The following is an 18061-nucleotide window of genomic DNA, read 5'->3' as shown; positions in this document are numbered from 1 at the left end:
GGTATATGAGTCAATGTCTGTTTCAGCTTGGGTGCAACTTAGGTTGACTGACCGGTCGCGATGGTGTGCTCGACGCACGTGGAAGGGTAGCTGAGCTGGGGCTTTGGCCGTCCGCCGGCTGTGCTGGAGCAGTCACTCGGTCGAATCTGCACCTTGCCTGGTCGCGGCGATATTGCCGCTGGCCCGGGGTGGGCATGTCTACGCTGGCGGCGTGGCATTGGTGTGGGTGACGGGTAATTCAGGGACTGGTAAGTCCACGGTCTGCGGGGTGTTGCGGGCGCGTGGCTACGTCGCGCTCGACGCCGACGAGGACGGCTTCAGTCGCTGGATCGACCGAGCTGAGGGCGAGGTCGTGATGGATCCTCCGTATCCGGTTCCCGGGGGCTGGCTCGATCGATACGGGTGGGCGATCGTCCGCGAGCGCGTTGAGACCCTCGTCGAGGAGTCTCGTTTCCGAATCGCGTTCTTGTGTGGGTCGGCGGAGAACGAGGCAGACGTCCGCAATCTTTTCGACGTCATCGTGTGCCTGGTGATCGACGAGGACACCCTCCGTCACCGGCTCGCGACCCGCACTACGAACGCATTCGGTCAACATCCCGAAGAGCTCGCAGCGGCCTTGAAGTGGAATCCTCGGATGCGAGCGATCTACGAAAGCCGTGGTGCGACGATCATCGATGCATCCAAGCCAGTGACCGAGGTGGTGGACAGCGTGATCGATGCAGTTCAGGAGCTGCGAGGCGGTGCGTAAGTTGGTGTCCGTCGCGCCTTCTCCCGCACCTGCCAGCGCAACAGGTCGTGGATGGTCTGGTCGGTGCCGTCATCGCGCCACTTGGTGAAGTAGTACATCACCGCGCCACGCGGCGGCAGGTCGTGCGGAAGCAGGTCCCACTGGCAACCGGTGCGGCCCTGGTAGAGGAGCGCGTTGACGATCTCCCGCATCGCGTACCGGCCCTAGTGGCTGCTGACCGAGGGGCGTGCGGCCTTCCGCGCGGCGATCACCGGCTCGATCAGCGCCCACTGCTCGTCGGACAGGTCGGTCTTGTAGGGCTTGCGCTCGCTCACGGTGTTCAGCCCAGCACGCCCGAGCCCGCCGAGCGGCTGGGATGCCGCAGTCCCATCCGTTCAGGTGACGACGAATCACCTACCAACTCGCATACCGCCCTCTTAGAACCAGCGGGAGAACGGCACTGGCCTTCGATCCCTGCCGTGCATAGAGAGCGATTGTCCGCTCCCGGACACCGCTCCAGTTCACAGTCTGCATGCCCGGCAAGATAGCCCGTCGGCCAACAACCCTTCAGGCGGCCATTCTCGGATTCGCCGAGTCGCAGCTGCAGCACGGGCGATCCGCAGTGTGTGCCTGCGGTGATGTCATTGCCTGGCGTGTGAACGGGTGAGTCTGGGGCCGACCCTGTCAGCATCTGGCCGAGCAGGTCGAGGGCTTGCGCCGTGTCGGTACTCCGCACGTCGTGGCGGCCGATGGGCGGCGATTCCCCACTGAATTGCGGTGTGGGCGGGGCAGCTACCCGGTTCCCGGACTTGCGGGTGGCGACCGGGGCACGGTCAGGACCACGGGTCGTCCCAGCGATCTTCGGCGTCAGGCGTGTCGGGGTGCAGCATGGTGCACAGGCAGCGGTGCAAGCCGCTGCTGTTGGTGTTCTCGGCCGCACGCATCCACGGCAACGGCGCCGTCAGCCGGGGCGCGTAGGCGGCGGCGATGCCCCGAAGCCACCATGATCTATCTCGCAGACCACGTCGATGCAGGACGCCTTCCCAACCAGCAAGAACGGAGACGATGAGATGCGGCACCTCACCCCAGCATTCGCCCTCGGGGCACTGCACCGCGGGAAGCAGATCGAGCAGTTCCTCGGTGGAATTGAACGCGACGGTCGGCGGGGCCTTCGCTGGATCGCTGTCAGTCCGGGCCGCGCGGGCGTCACCGTCTATCTAAGCGAAGTCGAAGACGTGGGCACCGACACCTTCCGCGACGTCACCGAGTTCCCACCTCTCGACCCGGAAGACGAAGGCTGGGGAAAGGAGATTGGCACCGTGGCGAGCCCCGAGGAAGCCCTCCACCTGGCCGAACGCGAGCTCGGCGCGGACCCTGCTCACTGGGTCAACCAGGGCATCGTCTGCGACGAGTATCACGACTTCCAGGCCGTAGACGGGATCGGACGCTCAGCGAACCCGTGATGTTTTGGCGCATAATCACGGCATGACTGCAGTCCTGCCACGGACGATCCGGACCGTCGACACCGAGCGGCTCCTGCTTTTGGAGGAGGAAGCGGCGCGGTTGGACTTCAGCCAGCGGCTGCCGGTCGACTGGCTGCGGGAGCAAGCGGCGGTCGCGGCGGTGCACTATCTGTTCCCGGTACTGGAGCATCAGCTCAGCCATCGGCCGGAGGCGTCGCCGCAGTGGCGGTGCGAGCTGCTGCTCACGGTCCGGACCGGCGAGGAGGTGTTGAGCCTGCTCGACGTTCTGCCTGCCACTTTCCAGGGACTGCCGGAGACGCTGGACGCGACGGCGCAAACCGACATCGCGGCCCGCATGAAGGGCGCGCTCTCCGTGCGGGAATGGGTCGAGCAGGGCCGGTGATCCTCCTCCAGCGAGGGAGATGCGGTCAGGGAACGGCCTTGAGTTGCTGCTGGGCCTTGGTGTGGGCGAGCCGGTAGGACTCGGTCCCGGTTTCGATTGCTATCAGGCCCTCGCACATGACGTGCGCCTTCTGGTTGGCAGACTGGGCGGGTGACTGCGAACGTATATGAGCCGGGCTCCCTCATCCCGACCCGCTTCGGGACTGTGCCCACATGCCCGCCTCTCGCCGGATGCAGTGAGGCCGAGAAGTGCCTGCTGCGGGATGCGTCGCAGTGAGGCGCCAGGGCAGCCCCGTGGCTCACTGATCTGGCGAGTCAATATCCCGACTCCACGGTGGCGGGCTGCCTGTTCGGTATAGCTGAAGCCACAACGGTGGTCCTCATGGGGTGGCGTAGCGTTCGCATGGAGCTGGAGGAGGTCCAAGAAGAAGAACTGTTTGACCTTCTGGCTATCTCGAGCCCGGCCGGATCGCTGGTGGATCGTCAGAGTCACGTCCAGATGGACCCGGCTGATCTAGTCGCGGTCGGAGCGTTGATCTCTGCAGTTCGCACCGCCGCGACGGCGTTCAACGTTGATCGGTACTGGCCTGGCATCCTCGATCTGATCGATCTCATTCTGGACAAGGCGGGAGCCCGTCAGCTCTGAGGAGCGGGCGCCGGTCGGCTGGAGCCGTCGGGCACGCGATCACCGGCCACGCCCCGACCTGCCCGCCGGTGGCGAACGCGAGCACGATCGGGGCGCTCGCCCAGAACGGGGTCAAGTCGATGAGGTTCTCGCCGTCCAGCATCCGCATCCACGCCATCACCGAGGCCAGGCTCGCCGTGTACGCGGTCACGTCCCAGGAACCGGTCACGAATCCGCAGGTGCTGGCCCGGGCGATCACACGGTCCGGTTGGTCGGCCGTGGACAGGTGGATGGCCGTGCCGTCGTACACGAGCCGGATCACGTCCTGCTCCAGGTCCCGCCGTCGGGGGGCCTGGCTCAGGAGGTCGTACAGGTCCCGGATCGTCAGCTGAGCCATGTGCTTTTCCTCTCCGTGACGTCCCCGTCCGGCTGGTGATGGTGTATCGAGCCGCTGTTGGCCTTCACAGGCCGAAGCGCCAGTACTTGGTGAAGCGCTCCAGCGTCAGCTCGGCGTCGATCTCGTCGTTCCACACTCCGTCGAGCCACATCGGGACGGTGTCGAGACGCTCGCAGACCACGACGCTCTCCGGCTGGTGCGTCAGGTAGCAGTGACTCTCATCTGCGGAGGTCCCGCCCGGCCCGTACCGGGCGTACAGCTTCACCAGGCGTTCCCGGTTGGCCTCGGCGAAGGCCTCCAACTGCCTTACATAGCCGTCCTGCTGCTCGGCACCCACGCACTTCAGGACGACCGTCAGAATCTCCTCCGACAGGTCGCGGTCGTAGCCGGTGCAGCCGGTCAGGGACACGAAGATCCGCTGCTTCGCCGTCAGCAGCCTGCGCCGGGAACTCGACGCCCAGACCCGCGATGCGGTCGTCGGACAGGTAGGAGGCCACCGCGTTGGGCTCGTCCTCGGTCCAGGCGTAGGTCGCGCACCACAGGCTGTAGGAGCGCCAGCGGGTGGCCCGGGCATCCCGGGAGTTCTACGGCACCGCGGTGGTGAGCTTGCGGGCGGCGGACGCGGAGATCCGCTCGCCGCCGCGGGTGCGCACATCGGGCTCCGCGCGCACGCGGCGCCGGACGGCCGGGGTGCGGCCGGGGGCGGGGACGAGCTCGGCCGACGTCATGACGCGTCCTCCTCGGTCGCGGCGGGCGGTTCCTGCCAGGTCAGCGTCTCCAGCGGCGGCCGCGGGCGCGGTGTGGACAGCGGGATCGCCGTGGCGGACGCTGCGTCGCTGAACAGAGCGGCTTGCGCCATGCCGGCGCGGGGACGGCGGGGGAAGGTTCCTTCCTCCGCTGCAGGCCGGGCCAGGGCGTGCCGGTCACGGTGGCGCGTCGTCAGGTCCTCTCGCTGAACAGGGAACAGGTCAGGCACGTTGAGTCCTTGGCGTCCGCGCGCAGGAGGCGTCCGCAGCCGCCCTCGCAGGAGGTAAGGGCGATGTCGGTAAAGTCGGTGACGCAGGAGAAGCACAAGTGCCGCGGCGTGTCCGGCGCGGCGGCGGTGAGAGCGATGACCAGCGCATCGACGTCGCAGTCGGGGCATTCGTGGACAGCGGTCGCGTCGCCTGCGGGCACGAAGGGATCTGTGCCCCGCTTCTGCCAGGCGTACTCGGAAGCTGCGTCGCCCGGGTCGTCCCAGGTTTTGAGGCAGAAGCGGCATGACGGCAGGTCCCCGCCCAGGACCAGGGCCTGCTGGGCGCATTCGGGGCAGAAGACCGTGCGGTCCTGCACGTCCTGGAGTCCGGCGCGCAACTCGTTCATGCGCTTGGTGAGGAAGGACTCGATGCTCTGGAGTTGGCTGCGCACCAGATACATGGTCCCCTCCACGTCGGCCTTCTGGCTCTGGTCGAGGCCGGGCACGAGGTGGTCGGAGATGAAGGGCAGCAGGAAGTTGAGCACGTCGGCAGTCCGGGCCTCGACGGCGGCGGCCGGAGCGGTCAGGCCGTAGTGCTGGAGGGCGTTACGGTCGCGGGCCAGCTTCTTCACCGCGGTGACGGCCTTGTCCGGCAGGGCGAGGCCGGTGATCCGGGTCAGCCGGGCGAAGGCTTCGTCGGTGCTACAGCTGTCGAAGTCCGCGCTGTCGAAGGCGGACCGGGTCGCCGCCTCCGGTTTCCTGAAAACCAGGGTCCAGTGTTCACGCTGCAGGCGGGCCTTGAGGAGGACCTCGGTGGCGGCCTGCAGATGCAGGACGGCGTACTTCAGTGCGCGGGCGTTGGGTAGCCGGCCCGGCAAGGTCGCCAGCTGGTCGACCACGTCGACCAAGTAGTCCAGGCCGTTGGCAATCAGCGGATAGCTCACGTCCGGCCGCTGGCTGTTGCCCTCCGCAGGCTGGGTCCTGCCGGCCATCGCCCCTCCCCCTCTGCCGGGCGGCCACCCGAGGTCATTGCATCCGCCGGATATCGGCGTCTGCTAGTTGTCGTGCACCGGACGCTTTTTGATTCCGGGTAAGGAGAGCGTATTCGCAATCAGGATCGGGCAGCTTGCGGGAGCGAACACCGCGGCCGTCGCCGCCCACGTCTCCGAGGTCCTGCCGGACGCCATTCCGCAGTGTCGTCGAGGCATCCGCACTGCCGGGCACGCTCGGCGCCCGGGTTGCGGTGGCGACCGACGGAGTCAGCTGACATTCGGATGCCAGGGCGGCGCGAGTCTTCTGCAAGGGCAGGCGCGGAAATGTGTGCGTCGTTACAGGGTGACTGACCACCGGCCACGGGAGAGTGTGTCTCTCCGTCGGGGGCGATCGTGACTGCGGCGCCGTAGACGGGCAGTTCGCCAACGGTGCGGAGGGGGCGGGCTGCATCCTCAACCAGCCGTACACGGGCAGCCAGCAGGGCCGCATACGCCACCACTGCCTCCGCGGAGCCGCCAGCCAGCATCGTTCAGCCGTACTCAGCCCGCGGAGTCCGGTGCGCACTTCCCGTTGACAGCGCCTTCCCGGACACCCCGGTTTCGATTCAAGCAGTCAGCTTGTCGTTTAAGGTCCAGCGTCGAACGCGACTCGAACTTGACGAGTGTTTTCGCAGTTCAGCGGACGTGAAGGCGGTCTTCGTCTGATCCTGTGCTCCGTCACAGAGGCAGAGGAACCAGCACGAAGGCCGTGGTCGTGAGTTTGGGGTATCGGGGCGTCTTGCGGGATGCGTTCGCGGAAGTGTCACGCTTCCGGACGGAGTTGTACGCGTGTCTGACCGCACGGGGCGACGCCCTGTTCGAGTTGTGCGACGCGCTGTTGTGCACGGACGGGCCGGTGCGGACGCTCGTCGACCTGGCACTCGCGCCGGAACACCGCCGCGGGCACGGGGCCCTCTACGCCGGCCTCAACAACGGGCGTATCGACGTCGCCCGGCTGCGTCGCGCGCTGGTGGGGATGCCGCTACCGAGAGCGACGGACGGCCGGATCGTGCTGGCCGCGGACGTCTCGCCCTGGCTGCGGCCAGACGCCAACACCTGCCCTGACCGGTCCTTCTGCCACACCTTCGGCCGGGGCGAGGGCAAGCATCAGATGGTCCCGGGCTGGCCGTACTCGATCGTGGCCGCGCTGGAGACCGGGCGCACGTCCTGGACCGCAGTGCTGGACGCGGTCCGCCTGGAGCCCGGCGCGGACGTCGCCGCAGTCACCACGGTCCAGCTCCGCGAGATTGTCGAGCGGCTCGTCGCCGCCGGCCAGTGGCAGCCGGGCGATCCCGAGGTCCTGGTCGTGCTGGATGCCGGATACGACGCACCTCGCATCGCCCACCTGCTGAACGACCTGCCCGTTGAGATCCTCGGACGGCTCCGTTCAGACCGTGTCATGCGGCGGCCGACACCGTCGCGGGTCTATGACCCGAAGGGCGGCCGACCGCCCAAGCACGGGGGCGAGTTCGTCTTCGGAGACCCCGCGACTTGGGGCGCCGAGCAGGCTGTGACGGTCACCGACACCCGCCTCTACGGGAAGGCGACGGCGCAGGCGTGGGACAGGTTGCACCCGAGGCTGACCCGCCGGGCGGCCTGGATCGGCCACGACGGACTGCTTCCCATCATCGAGGGCACCGTCATTCGCCTGACCGTGGAGAATCTGCCGAGCGGCGGGGTGAACAAGCCGGTCTGGCTGTGGTGGTCGGGCACTTCTGCCACCGCCGAGGAGGTCGACCGGTGCTGGCAGTCCTTCCTCCGCCGCTTCGACCTGGAGCACACGTTTCGCCTGTTCAAGCAGACGCTCGGATGGACCAGACCCCGGCTTCGCAGCTCGGAGGCGGCCAACCGGTGGACATGGCTGGTGATCGCCGTCTATGCCCAGCTCCGCCTTGCCCGTCCGCTGGCCACCGACCTCCGCAGACCCTGGGAGAAGCCCACTCCCCCGAACAGGCTCACGCCCGCCCGGGTCCGCAGGGGGTTCAGAAACCTGCGTGCGAAGGCCGGCTCCCCGGCCGGTGCACCGAAACCTTCCCGCCCAGGTCCCGGCCGGCCGCCCGGTTCGAAGAACCAGCGACCAACACCCCGCCACGAGGTCGGGCGAGTCCTCGCCACCGGCGAGGCATACGCCCGGCCGGCCCACCACAAGAAGGGCACCAAGCCCCGACGCACAAAGTGACCTGCGGCCCGGGCCCAGCCCCGCTGTCAGACATGCTCCGTATGCTGCGGCCCATGAGTATGAACGGGGAGTACCTGCGCGTCACACCTGCGGAATTGGACCGGGCACTCAAGGATCCCGAATGGGCCCTGGACCTCGCCGAGGAGATTCAGGACGCGCAGGAGGAGCACGAGCCAGCACAGAACGAGACGCGGCACTTCACCACGCACCAGACATGGGATCTGCTCGGCTTCCTCCTGCGACGCTCGGCCTTCCCGGTCGACATCGTCCACGGTGAGGAACCCCTCGCTGCCGACGACTGGGGCTACGGACCGCCGCAATACCTAACTCCAGATCGGGTCCGGCTGGCCGCTGACACCCTGCACCAGAAGACGTATGACCAGCTCATCCAGGGTGTCGATCCCTCCGAACTCGCCAAGGCCGAGATCTATCCCCAAATCTGGGACTCGCCCACCTCACTGGAGTGGGCCCGCGACCTGTTTACTCCCCTGACAGAGTTCTTCCAAGGGGCCGCATCCACCGGTCACGCGATGCTGATCTGGCTCGACTGAGCCACCTCCGGCGGCCGGACGTTAAATGACAAGCTGAGTGCCTGTTCCTGAAGCGGTCACGTCAGCCGGACAACTGAGCTCTCGTCGACCTCATCGGCGGCATCTCGCGCAAGGTCCTCACCCAGACATTGCGTCTGGTCGCGGTGGCTGGCTGTGGTGCTACGGCAGGTAGTGACTGGCCTGTGCTCCCAGGACGTTCAGCAGGGCGAGGGCCTCGGCGCCGGGGGATCCCGGCGGTGCGGTGAAGAGCACGAGGTACTGGTCGCGGTCGGTGAGGGTGAGCGTGTCGCAGTCGACGGTGACCTCCCCGACGGCCGGGTGGCGGAAGGTCTTGGTGAGCATCGGCGCGGCCTGGACGTCGTGTCGTTCCCAGAGCCGTGCGAAGTCGGGGCTGGTGTCGCGGAGTTCGGCGACGAGGCCGGTCACCGCGGGATCGGTGGGGTAGCGGGCGACGGCGGCGTGGAGCTGCATCACGACGCTCAGGCGGAAGTCGGCGGCGTCGGAGATCCCGTACAGCGTCGCATCGGCGGGCTGCGGCCCGGGGAAGGCCCGGCGAGCGAGGTTGCGGTCCTCGGGGGCGAGCGGGGCGAAGTCCTCCATGAGCGCGGCCGCGAGGTCGTTCCACGCGAGGACCTCCAACGCGGCGGACAACACGAAGCCGGCTGTCTGCGGCAGCCGCTGAAGGAGCGCGAGGACGCTGGGGCGGACGTCGCGCCGGTGCAGTCCGGTCCGGTTGGGTGCGGTGCCCGCGAGGGTGTGGAGGTGGTCGGACTCGGCGTCGGTGAGCCGCAGCGCGCCGGTGATCGCGGCCAGGACGTCGCCTGAGGGGCGTGGCGCCCTGCCCTGCTCGAGCCGGATGTAGTACTCGGTGGAGATGTGCGCGAGGACCGCCACTTCCTCACGGCGCAGGCCTGGTGTGCGCCGGCGCGGTCCGGTGGGGAGGCCGACGTCCTGCGGGCGGAGCCGCTCGCGGCGGCTGCGGAGGAACGCGCCGAGTTCCTGTTTGTCCATACGCCCAGTGTGCGCGCGACAGCGGCGGCGGATCCTGGTACAGCCTGTGCCTGTATCCGGTCCGGGTGCGGCCTGACGCTGTTTGGCATGACGAACCACACGAACACCACCCACAGTGCACCCGTCGGCCTGCTCACCGGCAAGGTCATCTTCATCACCGGCGCCAGCCGCGGCATCGGGGCGGCGGCGTCCCGGCTCTTCGCCTCCGAGGGCGCCGCCGTCGTGCTCGCCGCCCGCAGCACCGGCGCCCTGGAGAGTCTCGTGAAGGAGATCCGCGCCGAGGGCGGCACCGCCGACGCCGTCACCCTGGACCTCGTCGACAGCGCGAGCATCCGCGCCGCCGTCGACCGCGTCGAGGAGCTGCACGGACGTCTTGACGGCGCCTTCAACAACGGCGCGGTCATCCAGCAGCCCGGCCCGGTCGACGCCACCAGCGACAAGGACATCGACGAGCAGTTCACCGTGAACTTCCGCGCTCACTGGACCGCCATGAACGCCGAGATCGCCCTCATGCGCCGCACCGGCGGCGGGGCCATTGTCAACACCTCCAGCATCGGCAGCCGCCGCTCCAACCCCGGCCTGCCCGCCTACGGGGCCATGAAGCGCGCGCTCAACAGCCTCACCGAGACAGCCGCGGTCGACCTGGCCCCCGCCAACGTCCGGGTCAACGGCATCACCCCCGGCGGCACCGCCACCGAAATGATCGACGAATGGGAAGCGGCCACTCCCGGCCTCATCGAAGGGATGAGCGCAAAGATCCCGATGGGCCGGATGGGCGAGCCCCGGGAGATCGCCGAGGCAGCCGCCTGGCTGCTCAGCGACCGCGCCTCGTACGTGACCGGCGCGATCATCCCGGTTGACGGCGGCGCGGGCGCCTGACCAGGGCAGCCCAGCACCCCTGTCGGCGCCCACACTCTCGGCGCCGAGCCGTCACTCCCGTAAGGGCCGTCCAGCAACCCCAGCGGGCTCCGCGACGCGCAGACCCCGCAGTACCCGGCCCCCGGTCCGGATACTGCGGGGCGGCCCTTACGGCCCCCACACCGCCACCTTCAAGAAAGGCGGCACACCCGACCGTGAACAGCCCCCCGGACGTGGAGCCGTACGCCGCGCCCGCCCGCGCCGGCGACCTCGCCGGTCTTCCGCCGACCCTGGTCCAGGTCGGTGAACTCGACGTCGCGACGCCTACCACGGCTGGGACGCCGTGGCCCCCCAGGCGCCGTCGAGCGTGAGGATGCGCGACGAACGCACCGCAGCGCTGCGCCACGCCCTCCAGGGCTGATCACCCGCCGGGACACGGCAAAGCCTCCCGGCGGACGGCATCGCATGCCGGCCACCGGCGACATGCCCGGTGCCAGCCTCGTCCACCAACAGTTGCAGTACACCGAGAAGGAGCTCAGAAATGACAAACCTGTCGGGAAAGGTAGCGGTCGTCACCGGCGCCAGCCGTGGGATCGGCCGAGCCGTCGCCGTTCGACTGGGACGGCTCGGCGCGAGCGTCGTGGTCAACTACTCGCGGGACGCGTCGGGGGCCGCCGCAACGGTGGCCGAGATCGAGACCGCGGGCTCCCGCGCCGTCGACGTCCGCGCCGACGTGTCGAAGCCGGACGAGATCGAGGCGCTCCTCGACACGGCGCGCAGCCGGTTCGGCGGCCTTGACATCGTCGTGGCCAACGCGGGCATCGACGAGACGGGCGGCCCTGTTCTGGACGTCACGGAAGCCGAACTACGACCGCATGTTCAACGTCAACGCCAAAGGCGCGTTCTTCACGCTGCAGAAGGCAGGACGCACGGTCGACAGCGGCGGCTCGATCGTCTACATCGGCTCCAGCTCCACGCTCCGCCCGACGGCCGGCTTCGGTCTCTACACGTCGAGCAAGCTGCCCCCGACTTTCCTCGTCTCAGTGCTCGCCCAGGAAATCGGCGAACGCGGCGTCACCGTCAACGCGGTCATCCCGACTGCGACGGACGGCGCGGGCTACTTCACCGAAAGCAAGCCCGACGACCCGCTCCGTCAGCTCGTACAGAACGCCAGCCCCCTCGGCTCACGCATGGGAACGGTCGACGACGTCGCCGACGCCGTCGAATTCTTCACCGGCAAGCTGTCCCGCTGGATCAGCGGACAGCAACTGCTCGTCAGCGGCGGCGCACTCAGCTGAATTGTGCGACAAGGATCAATAGAACCGTGAGTATCGGCGAGATTGCTCATGGGGGCGCGCGTCGACGTGCCGGGGCTGCCGCCTTCGGCGCATACCTCCGCGACCGCAATGAATGGGTCGCGGCTTCCCTACCCGCATCATCATCGGCATTCTCAAAGGCAAGGGGGCATGTGGCATGACCAGTGACGACAGTATTTACAACAGCCCGGGCGCAGGTCCCGGCCAGGCGGGAGTCGTTCGGGCCGGCGTAGTGCAGGCCGCCCCGGTTCCGTTCGATCCGGTGGCCACGTTGCGTGTGGTGGAACGGTGGCTGTCCGAGGCGGCCGAGCGGAACCTGGATCTCGTGGTGTTCCCCGAGGCCTTCATCGGCGGGTACCCCAAGGGATCGGCGTTCGGGGGCGTGGTGGGCGACCGCACCTCTGCCGGACGAGACGAGTTCGCCCGGTATTGGAACGGCGCCGTGGAGGTGCCCGGCCCTGTCACGGACCGCCTGGGCGAACTGGCGGCCGATGCCCGCACGCACCTGGTCATCGGCGTCGTCGAACGGGAATACGGCACGCTCTACTGCACGGTCCTGTTCTTCTCCGACACAGGAGCCTTCCTCGGGAAGCGGCGCAAGCTCATGCCTACCGGCGCCGAGCGGATGATCTGGGGGTTCGGCGACGGCTCAACGCTTGAGGTGCACCGTACGAAGATCGGCCGACTCGGGGCCGTGATCTGCTGGGAAAACCTCATGCCCGCGACGCGGATGGCCATGTATGCGCAAGGCATTGAACTGTACTGTGCGCCGACAGCGGACAGCAGGGAAAGCCACCACGCGACCATGCGCCATATCGCCATGGAAGGCAGATGCTTCGTGCTGGCGGCGAACCAATGCCTGCGCATGAAGGACTTCCCCCCGGATCACCCCACGCCGTACGGCGACGACCCAGAGCACGTCATCTCCCGGGGTGGCAGCAGCATCATCGGCCCGCTAGGCGAAGTGCTGGCCGGGCCCGTCCTGGATCAGGAGGCCCTGCTGACCGCGGACCTCGACATGGGGCAGATCCCGTGGGCTCGCTACGACTTCGACCCCGTCGGCCACTACGCGCGGCCCGACATCTTCCGCCTCCACGTGGACACCACAGCCCGCCGCGCCGTACAGACCAGCGACGGCCCCAGCGTATGCCTCTCGGACGATCTGCCCAGCGAGTCCACCTGATCGCGTGCCGCGCCTGAGGACACCACCGACACTTCCATCCCCTCTCCGAGGCCTTCCGGCCCGCTTGGACACCGCCCATGAATGCACAGCCCGTCACCATCCCCTCCCTGAACGACATCGCGGATGCAGCCAGACGGATCCGCAACGTAGTGCGCCGCACACCCGTGCTGCAGGTGGCGGCCGGGGAGTTGGACGTGCCCATCCCCGTCAATTTGAAGCTGGAATTCCTCCAGCACACCGGCTCCTTCAAGGTCCGCGGCGCGTCTAACGTGCTCGCTTTCCTGCGCGCCGCGCAATGCGGTGCACCGGCCGCCGGCGTCTGCTGCGCGTCGGGGAGCAACCACGGGGCCTCCGTGGCCTGGGCGGCGCGCGAAGCTGGCCTGCCCGCCACCGTGTTCGTGCCCGACTTCGCACCCAGGGCGAAGACCGACATCATCGAATCGCTCGGCGCGCGCCTGCGCCGGGGCGACGGCTTCTACGCCGATGCACTCGCGGCCAGCCAGGACCATGCCCGGCAAGAGGGCGCCTTCCATGTCGACGCCTTCGACGACCCGCAGACGGTGGCAGGGCAGGGCACGCTCGGCCTGGAACTCGCCGAGCAGGTACCGGAGGGGCAGACCGTCTTGGTCGGGTGCGGTGGTGGAGGCCTGTACGCAGGAATCGCCCTGGCGCTGGCGGGGCGTAACCGCGTGATCGCAGCCGAACCGTCCTCCGCGCCCTCGCTCACAGCGGCGCTGGAGGCAGGAGAACCGGTGGACGTCGAAGTCGGCGGGATCGCCGTGGACAGCCTGGGTGCCCGCCGGGCGGGCCGCATCGCCACCGCCGTCGGCCTCTCGCTCGGCATGAAGACCCTCACCGTCGCAGACGAGGACATCGCCGCCGCCCGCGCACTCCTCTGGCACCGGCTACGCATCGTTGCCGAACCCGGCGGAGCCACCGCCCTCGCCGCGCTGCTTGCCCACCCCGAACACTTCCCGGACGGGGCCACCGTCGTCATCTCAGGAGCCAACACAGACCTCCCACCGAGCGTTGACAGCTGAGCGACCGAATCAATGTGCGGCTCAGGGCTACGTATCTGGCACAGGCCGCTGCACGCGATGATCGAGGCCTTCACCGGTGCCGGTTTCCGGATAACGGTCATCAGCGAGCCAGAGCCTGATCCAGCCGCCCGCGAGCTGTTCCCTGAAATCGTCGCGGCCACGCCGCGCTTCCTTTGCTTCCTGTTCTTCGTCCTGCAGGCCGACTAGGGCCTGTGTGATGTTGCGGTCAACCGGTTGCCTTCAGGAGGTCATCGGTCCAGATCATTGAGGAGATGCGGACAGGTCACGTCGCAGCTGAGCAGGAACTCAGCGGTGGGGCTCCCGGAGGCTGTTCTTGCTTCGTACGGTGGCTGCATGGGCAGGGACGGAGCGCCCCGGCTAAAGCTGACCGTGATCACAGATGACGTTTGCGGGCCGCGGTTGTGCCGGGGGTGCGGTGATCCGCTGATGCCGTCGGCGAAGTCGACGGCAGCGTACTGCGAGGACGCGTGCCGTTCACGGCACTGGCGGCGGATGCGGCGGGCGAGAGCTCGGACCGAGGCGGTGAAGGCCGACGTGACGGCCTCGTGTCCGCAGTGCGGGGCGGTGTGGACGGTCGGTGTCGACCGCCCGGTCTCCGCGGTCTACTGCTCTCCCGCCTGCCGCAAACGGGCCTGGCACACGCGGCGCGCGCACTCCGGCGGGGTGTGGGCCTGCGCGTCCGGTACCGGTGGCACCGCTTCGGGCGCCGGGGCCGTACGCCTTTCCCTGCCGGGCGAGGCAGTCGGATCGTGCGAAGTGACGGGCTTCCAGGGCGAGTTGACGGCACGCGAGGGTGTTGTCCCCGGTGCACGTGGGGGTGATGTCCGGATGACCGGGATGGTCGGCAGTGTGACCCGGCAGCGCTACGACGAGCTGGTCAGGCTGGGGCGCGACTGGGTCGAGACGATGAGCAGCGTCCAGTGGCAGCTCGGGGACGCCGGCCTGGAGATCGAGCCGATGCGCTCCTACGGAGGCGCGAACCCGACGGGGAGCGAGGAGTTGTTCACCGTCAGCAAGGCGATCCGGATGTTCGCCGAGGACGTCGGCCCGGCCTATTCGACCGTCCGGGACTACCGGTGGGTGGCCTCGCGCTGGCCGAAGGAACGCCGACGGACGGGCGTCTCCCACACCATCCACAAGATCCTCGCCTCCATCCCCAACGAGCAGGAACGGTTCGAGGCGGTCGACAACCCCCCGCCCAACCCGCGCGGCGGCCCTGCGCGTTGGACGCACGACAGCGCGAAACGGATCGTCGGCTGGAAGGTCGACACCCCCGAGAGCGTCCAGGAGAAGGTGGACGCGATCCACGACCTCGCCGCCGACGACCAGGTCGCCGCGCGGGTGGCCACCGACTTCCTGCGCCGCCCGGCAGTCGCCTCGAAGGCGATGGCCGACGATTATCCGGACTACCGGCGGGCGGCCTGAGAACCCATCTTTGAACCTCGGCGGACGTCGCCGAGCTCGAACTCAGTCGGACAGCGCGACCGGGGACCACATGCCGAACCACTGCTCGGCGCCGTAAGCCTCAAACCGCTCCACCTCGATGAACCCCAGCTTCGCCGCGAGGCGCATCGAGCGGACGTTGGCGGTCTGGGTGGCGAGCACCACTGGTTCACCGGGAAGCGCGCCGGCGAACCAGTCGAGTGCCGCGGCGCACGCCTCGGCGGCGTACCCGCGTCCCCACGCCTGCGGCAGGAACAAGTAGCCGAGCTCAGCCTTCCCAGCAGCCTGACGAAGGTGCCCCGTTTCTCTGTAGAGCGTGATCTGGCCGATCATCTCTCCGTCGAGATCGACTATGAAAAGGCCAGGGCGCCGGCTGGGCGCCACCGGCATCTCGTGCTCCAGCTCATCACGCGGCCGGGGGCCACCGAGGTAGGTGCCCACCTCTGGCGAGGCCAGCAGCTCGATCACCGCCGCACGGTCCCGGGCCTCGGGCTCACGGAGCACGAGCCTCTCGGTCCTGATCGGGACAGGTGGCCAGGCGACGGGTCCAAGATCAGACATGCTGGCCAGCTAATCAGCAGGCTCGGTAGCGATCAAGACTCGTGGTCCGATCAACCCACCTGCCCGGGCCCGTCCCCAGCACGGTCGCGTCGCAGCAACTCGGTGACCCGGCCTAGCCACCCTCTGCGGGGCTGGTTGTCCCTGTCAATCAAGAAGCCCGCTGTCTGCAGCGGGTCACGCGGAGGCTGGCCCGTTTGGTGGCGGTGCCAGTAGATGGCCACCCCCCGCTCCAGATCGCCCAGGTCTACGCTGCCGGTCCTGGACAGAACGACCGATCCCTCCGGCCCTTCAGGGGCAGCGAGCGTCAACACGCCACCGTCCGGTGAGTACGCCGCTGTGTACTCACCCTCATCTACGTCAATCGCCTCAATCCAGTTCGTAGCGTGAATGTAGGACTCGAAGACGAGCAGGTCCTCGTCGCGATCGAAGATGAGTACGGTGTCGGGAGGCAGCTCCATGCCGATCACTGTGGCAGCCCCGCTCGTCGTGCAGCCACCAAAATAGACGGCGTCTAAGTCAGCCCCGCGGCATGCCCTTTGTCGCGTAGGCGTACCAGAGCCGCGCAGCTGCCCATGCCGCTACGAGACCGACTGCAATGCCCCTAACCCACGCGGCCGGAAAAGACAGGGCGTAGCCAGCTACCAGCACGAAGGCAGCAAGGCCGGGGGCGAGGCTTACGCTGCTTCTCCACACGGCGGCGTTGCGCCGGGCGATACCGTACCGGGGGTCCAAGATCCGGACAGCACATGGCCCGCAGAGAAGAATCGGTATGTAGCCCGCGTTGCCGCGCTCCATGATCGCTCGGGCCACCACGACGCCCGAGCTGTCGCACTCGGTTTCTTCTTTGCCGTAGGAGTATCGGTGAGCGATGCGGCATGGGCATGCGCAGCCGCCCCGCCCCCAATTGCCCGATCCTATCTCGATGTCGTCGGGCGCCCATACTGTGCGCCGTACCTCTTGCCCGCCGTTGGTGACGGCTTGCGTGAGATGTCGTCCGCGGCTTCACTGCATGCGGATGATCGTCTTTCCGTTGACTTTCTGGGCCGGGTTGAAGGCGGCGACAGCGTCGTCGAGGTTCGCGACCTGGCCGATATGCGTCCGCAGACGTCCCTCCCGTACCCGCCGGGCGATCTCGCCCAGCTGGGCGCGGTCGGAGACGACAACGAAGTCGACCGCCAGGCCGTCGGCCGGCCGCACCTCCGGCGGGCCGGTGACGGTGACGAATGTTCCTCCACCTCGCACCAGCCGGGCCGATCGAGCGCCGATGTCGCCGCCGAATACGTCGAAGACGAAGTCGACTCCGCCGACGTCTTCCAGCGTGTCGTTGTCGAGGTCGACGAACTCGTGCGCGCCGAAGTCGAGTGCGCTCTGGTGGTGGGCGGCGCGTCCGGTGCCGATGACGTGCGCACCGGCCTCTCGCGCGAGCTGAGCCACCATCGATCCGACCGCGCCGGCGGCGCCGTGCACGAGCACGCTCTGCCCCACCGAGAGGTGCCCGTGCTCGAACAGTCCCTGCCAGGCAGTCAGGCCCGTCATCGCGACGCTCGCGCCGACCGTGAAGTCGATGTCGCCGGGCAGCGGCGCGAGGTTGCGCGCCTCGTCGACGACGTACTGCGCGAGGGTGCCGTCGCGGGACCAGTCCGTGAGGCCGAACACGCGCTGCCCGACCGACAGCCCTGCCGTTCCATAGGTGATAGAGGTGACCACGCCGGCCACCTCGTGTCCGGGGATCGAGGGCGTCCGATTCCGGCCGAGGCGATCGACCCAGGTCGAGGGCCACTCCAGCTCGTCCCCGGTGAAACCCGACGCATGAACTTCGACGACGACGTCGCCGTAGTTCGCGCCGTCAAGGCTGGCGAGGCGCGCCGTCTCCGGATCGGGTCGTTCAGCCAGCGTCATCCCGGCGGTTCCGGCGTCGGGGTCAGTGACCACGATCGCTTTCATTTGTGTTTCCTCCTTCTGTACAAGCTCTGTCCGTTCCCGTCGCGAGGTGGACGGGAACGGTGTGCGTGCCGGGCGCCACAACGTGTTCGGCCGGTTGGGCAGGGTCGTCGCGGCCGTGGCGCAGACCCTGCAGGGTCACGTTCGCGTCGATGGGAAAGCCCGGCTGCCACTGCAGGCAGTGGTTGGGAGGCCGCTCGCCTCGCTGGTCCGATCTCGTGATGAGTTTCGCCGGTATCGCCACCCACTCAGTCGCGTGCGTAGCTGCTCCGGCCCGCCGCTGCTCACTACTGCCCGGCGCTAGTGGGCAGCGGGCGCAGGGACGGCTCCGTTTCGGTCGACGCGGCCGACAGATGG

At 68.3% G+C, this 18061-nt stretch carries 20 protein-coding genes and 3 pseudogenes; 13 read left to right on the top strand and 10 right to left on the bottom strand.

The genetic code is table 11. The features are described from left to right. The first annotated feature begins 211 nt into the window (after positions 1 to 211). Entirely contained in the window at positions 212 to 748 is a 537-nt protein-coding gene (locus KVT44_RS49000) for an AAA family ATPase (RefSeq protein ID WP_217574918.1), read from the top strand. A gap of 8 nt (positions 749 to 756) precedes the next feature. On the opposite strand, the pseudogene KVT44_RS48995 reads toward KVT44_RS49000, so the two are convergent. Further along, a pseudogene (locus KVT44_RS48995) lies at positions 757 to 1062 on the bottom strand (transposase); the annotation flags it as partial. 693 nt (positions 1063 to 1755) lie between these two features. Here KVT44_RS48995 and KVT44_RS48990 point away from each other — a divergent pair. The 3 genes from KVT44_RS48990 (at position 1756) to KVT44_RS48980 (ending at position 3238) form a co-directional block, all read left to right on the top strand. Then, on the top strand, positions 1756 to 2190 hold the full coding sequence (locus KVT44_RS48990; RefSeq protein WP_217574916.1) for a hypothetical protein: 435 nt from the start codon (positions 1756 to 1758) through the stop codon (positions 2188 to 2190). Positions 2191 to 2212: 22 nt separating this feature from the next. Next, positions 2213 to 2593 carry a hypothetical protein gene (locus tag KVT44_RS48985; RefSeq protein ID WP_217574914.1) on the top strand — a complete coding sequence of 127 codons (381 nt, stop codon included), beginning with the start codon at positions 2213 to 2215 and terminating at the stop codon, positions 2591 to 2593. A 402-nt stretch (positions 2594 to 2995) separates the two neighbouring features. Next, positions 2996 to 3238: a hypothetical protein gene (locus tag KVT44_RS48980; RefSeq protein ID WP_217574912.1), complete on the top strand. Its 243-nt coding sequence runs from the start codon at positions 2996 to 2998 to the stop codon at positions 3236 to 3238. Here the strand turns inward: KVT44_RS48980 and KVT44_RS48975 are convergent. The 5 genes from KVT44_RS48975 to KVT44_RS48960 form a co-directional block, all read right to left on the bottom strand. Further along, complete coding sequence (locus KVT44_RS48975) at positions 3204 to 3614, bottom strand: hypothetical protein (protein WP_217574910.1); 411 nt, start codon at positions 3612 to 3614, stop codon at positions 3204 to 3206. The two genes, KVT44_RS48980 and KVT44_RS48975, sit on opposite strands and share 35 nt — an antisense overlap. 64 nt (positions 3615 to 3678) lie before the next feature. Next, positions 3679 to 4023 carry a hypothetical protein gene (locus tag KVT44_RS48970; RefSeq protein WP_217574908.1) on the bottom strand — a complete coding sequence of 115 codons (345 nt, stop codon included), beginning with the start codon at positions 4021 to 4023 and terminating at the stop codon, positions 3679 to 3681. Positions 4024 to 4198: 175 nt separating this feature from the next. Beyond that, positions 4199 to 4342, bottom strand: a complete 144-nt coding sequence (locus KVT44_RS48965; protein ID WP_217574906.1) for a hypothetical protein — start codon at positions 4340 to 4342, stop codon at positions 4199 to 4201. Continuing rightward, the gene (locus KVT44_RS60335; protein ID WP_302832209.1) at positions 4339 to 4473 is read right to left on the bottom strand and encodes a hypothetical protein; all 135 of its coding nucleotides are present in this window, start codon (positions 4471 to 4473) and stop codon (positions 4339 to 4341) included. The genes KVT44_RS48965 and KVT44_RS60335 overlap by 4 nt, the downstream gene beginning before the upstream one ends. A gap of 80 nt (positions 4474 to 4553) precedes the next feature. Further along, a complete protein-coding gene (locus KVT44_RS48960; protein WP_217574903.1) occupies positions 4554 to 5561 on the bottom strand; it encodes a hypothetical protein in 1008 nt (335 codons plus the stop codon). Between the two features lie 754 nt (positions 5562 to 6315). Between KVT44_RS48960 and KVT44_RS48955 the strand changes: the two genes are divergently transcribed. Then, positions 6316 to 7779, top strand: a complete 1464-nt coding sequence (locus KVT44_RS48955) for an NF041680 family putative transposase (RefSeq protein ID WP_308314341.1) — start codon at positions 6316 to 6318, stop codon at positions 7777 to 7779. Between the two features lie 53 nt (positions 7780 to 7832). Then, positions 7833 to 8330, top strand: a complete 498-nt coding sequence (locus KVT44_RS48950; RefSeq protein ID WP_217574900.1) for a YfbM family protein — start codon at positions 7833 to 7835, stop codon at positions 8328 to 8330. Between the two features lie 159 nt (positions 8331 to 8489). On the opposite strand, the gene KVT44_RS48945 is transcribed toward KVT44_RS48950, so the two are convergent. Continuing rightward, positions 8490 to 9341, bottom strand: a complete 852-nt coding sequence (locus KVT44_RS48945) for a helix-turn-helix transcriptional regulator (protein ID WP_217574898.1) — start codon at positions 9339 to 9341, stop codon at positions 8490 to 8492. Between the two features lie 87 nt (positions 9342 to 9428). Between KVT44_RS48945 and KVT44_RS48940 the strand changes: the two genes are divergently transcribed. The 7 genes and pseudogenes from KVT44_RS48940 (at position 9429) to KVT44_RS60850 (ending at position 15184) form a co-directional block, all read left to right on the top strand. Beyond that, the gene (locus tag KVT44_RS48940) at positions 9429 to 10220 is read left to right on the top strand and encodes an SDR family NAD(P)-dependent oxidoreductase (protein ID WP_217574896.1); all 792 of its coding nucleotides are present in this window, start codon (positions 9429 to 9431) and stop codon (positions 10218 to 10220) included. Positions 10221 to 10740: 520 nt separating this feature from the next. Continuing rightward, positions 10741 to 11010: pseudogene (locus tag KVT44_RS61245) on the top strand (SDR family NAD(P)-dependent oxidoreductase); the annotation flags it as partial. A 64-nt stretch (positions 11011 to 11074) separates the two neighbouring features. Continuing rightward, positions 11075 to 11497 carry an SDR family oxidoreductase gene (locus KVT44_RS59215; RefSeq protein ID WP_254650922.1) on the top strand — a complete coding sequence of 141 codons (423 nt, stop codon included), beginning with the start codon at positions 11075 to 11077 and terminating at the stop codon, positions 11495 to 11497. 175 nt (positions 11498 to 11672) lie between these two features. Then, positions 11673 to 12698 (top strand): carbon-nitrogen hydrolase family protein, encoded by a 1026-nt coding sequence (locus KVT44_RS48930; protein ID WP_254650921.1) that lies wholly within the window; start codon positions 11673 to 11675, stop codon positions 12696 to 12698. Positions 12699 to 12775: 77 nt separating this feature from the next. Next, on the top strand, positions 12776 to 13738 hold the full coding sequence (locus KVT44_RS48925) for a serine/threonine dehydratase (RefSeq protein WP_217574894.1): 963 nt from the start codon (positions 12776 to 12778) through the stop codon (positions 13736 to 13738). A 36-nt stretch (positions 13739 to 13774) separates the two neighbouring features. Further along, a pseudogene (locus KVT44_RS48920) lies at positions 13775 to 13945 on the top strand (SAM-dependent methyltransferase); the annotation flags it as partial. Between the two features lie 336 nt (positions 13946 to 14281). Continuing rightward, positions 14282 to 15184 (top strand): DUF6192 family protein, encoded by a 903-nt coding sequence (locus KVT44_RS60850; RefSeq protein ID WP_308314340.1) that lies wholly within the window; start codon positions 14282 to 14284, stop codon positions 15182 to 15184. Positions 15185 to 15226: 42 nt separating this feature from the next. On the opposite strand, the gene KVT44_RS48910 is transcribed toward KVT44_RS60850, so the two are convergent. The 3 genes from KVT44_RS48910 to KVT44_RS48900 all read right to left on the bottom strand — a co-directional run bounded on the left by KVT44_RS48910 (position 15227) and on the right by KVT44_RS48900 (position 17707). Continuing rightward, positions 15227 to 15763 carry a GNAT family N-acetyltransferase gene (locus KVT44_RS48910; RefSeq protein WP_217574892.1) on the bottom strand — a complete coding sequence of 179 codons (537 nt, stop codon included), beginning with the start codon at positions 15761 to 15763 and terminating at the stop codon, positions 15227 to 15229. Positions 15764 to 15813: 50 nt separating this feature from the next. Next, positions 15814 to 16221, bottom strand: coding sequence for a hypothetical protein (locus tag KVT44_RS48905; RefSeq protein WP_217574890.1), 408 nt, complete (start codon positions 16219 to 16221; stop codon positions 15814 to 15816). Between the two features lie 544 nt (positions 16222 to 16765). Further along, positions 16766 to 17707, bottom strand: a complete 942-nt coding sequence (locus KVT44_RS48900) for an NADP-dependent oxidoreductase (protein ID WP_217574888.1) — start codon at positions 17705 to 17707, stop codon at positions 16766 to 16768. Positions 17708 to 18061: the final 354 nt, after the last annotated feature.

The organism is Streptomyces sp. GbtcB7, from assembly GCF_019091445.1.
Classification (GTDB): domain Bacteria; phylum Actinomycetota; class Actinomycetes; order Streptomycetales; family Streptomycetaceae; genus Streptomyces; species Streptomyces mirabilis.
Note: the sequence above shows the minus strand (reverse complement) of the source record. Positions and strands in the feature narration are given on the sequence as shown.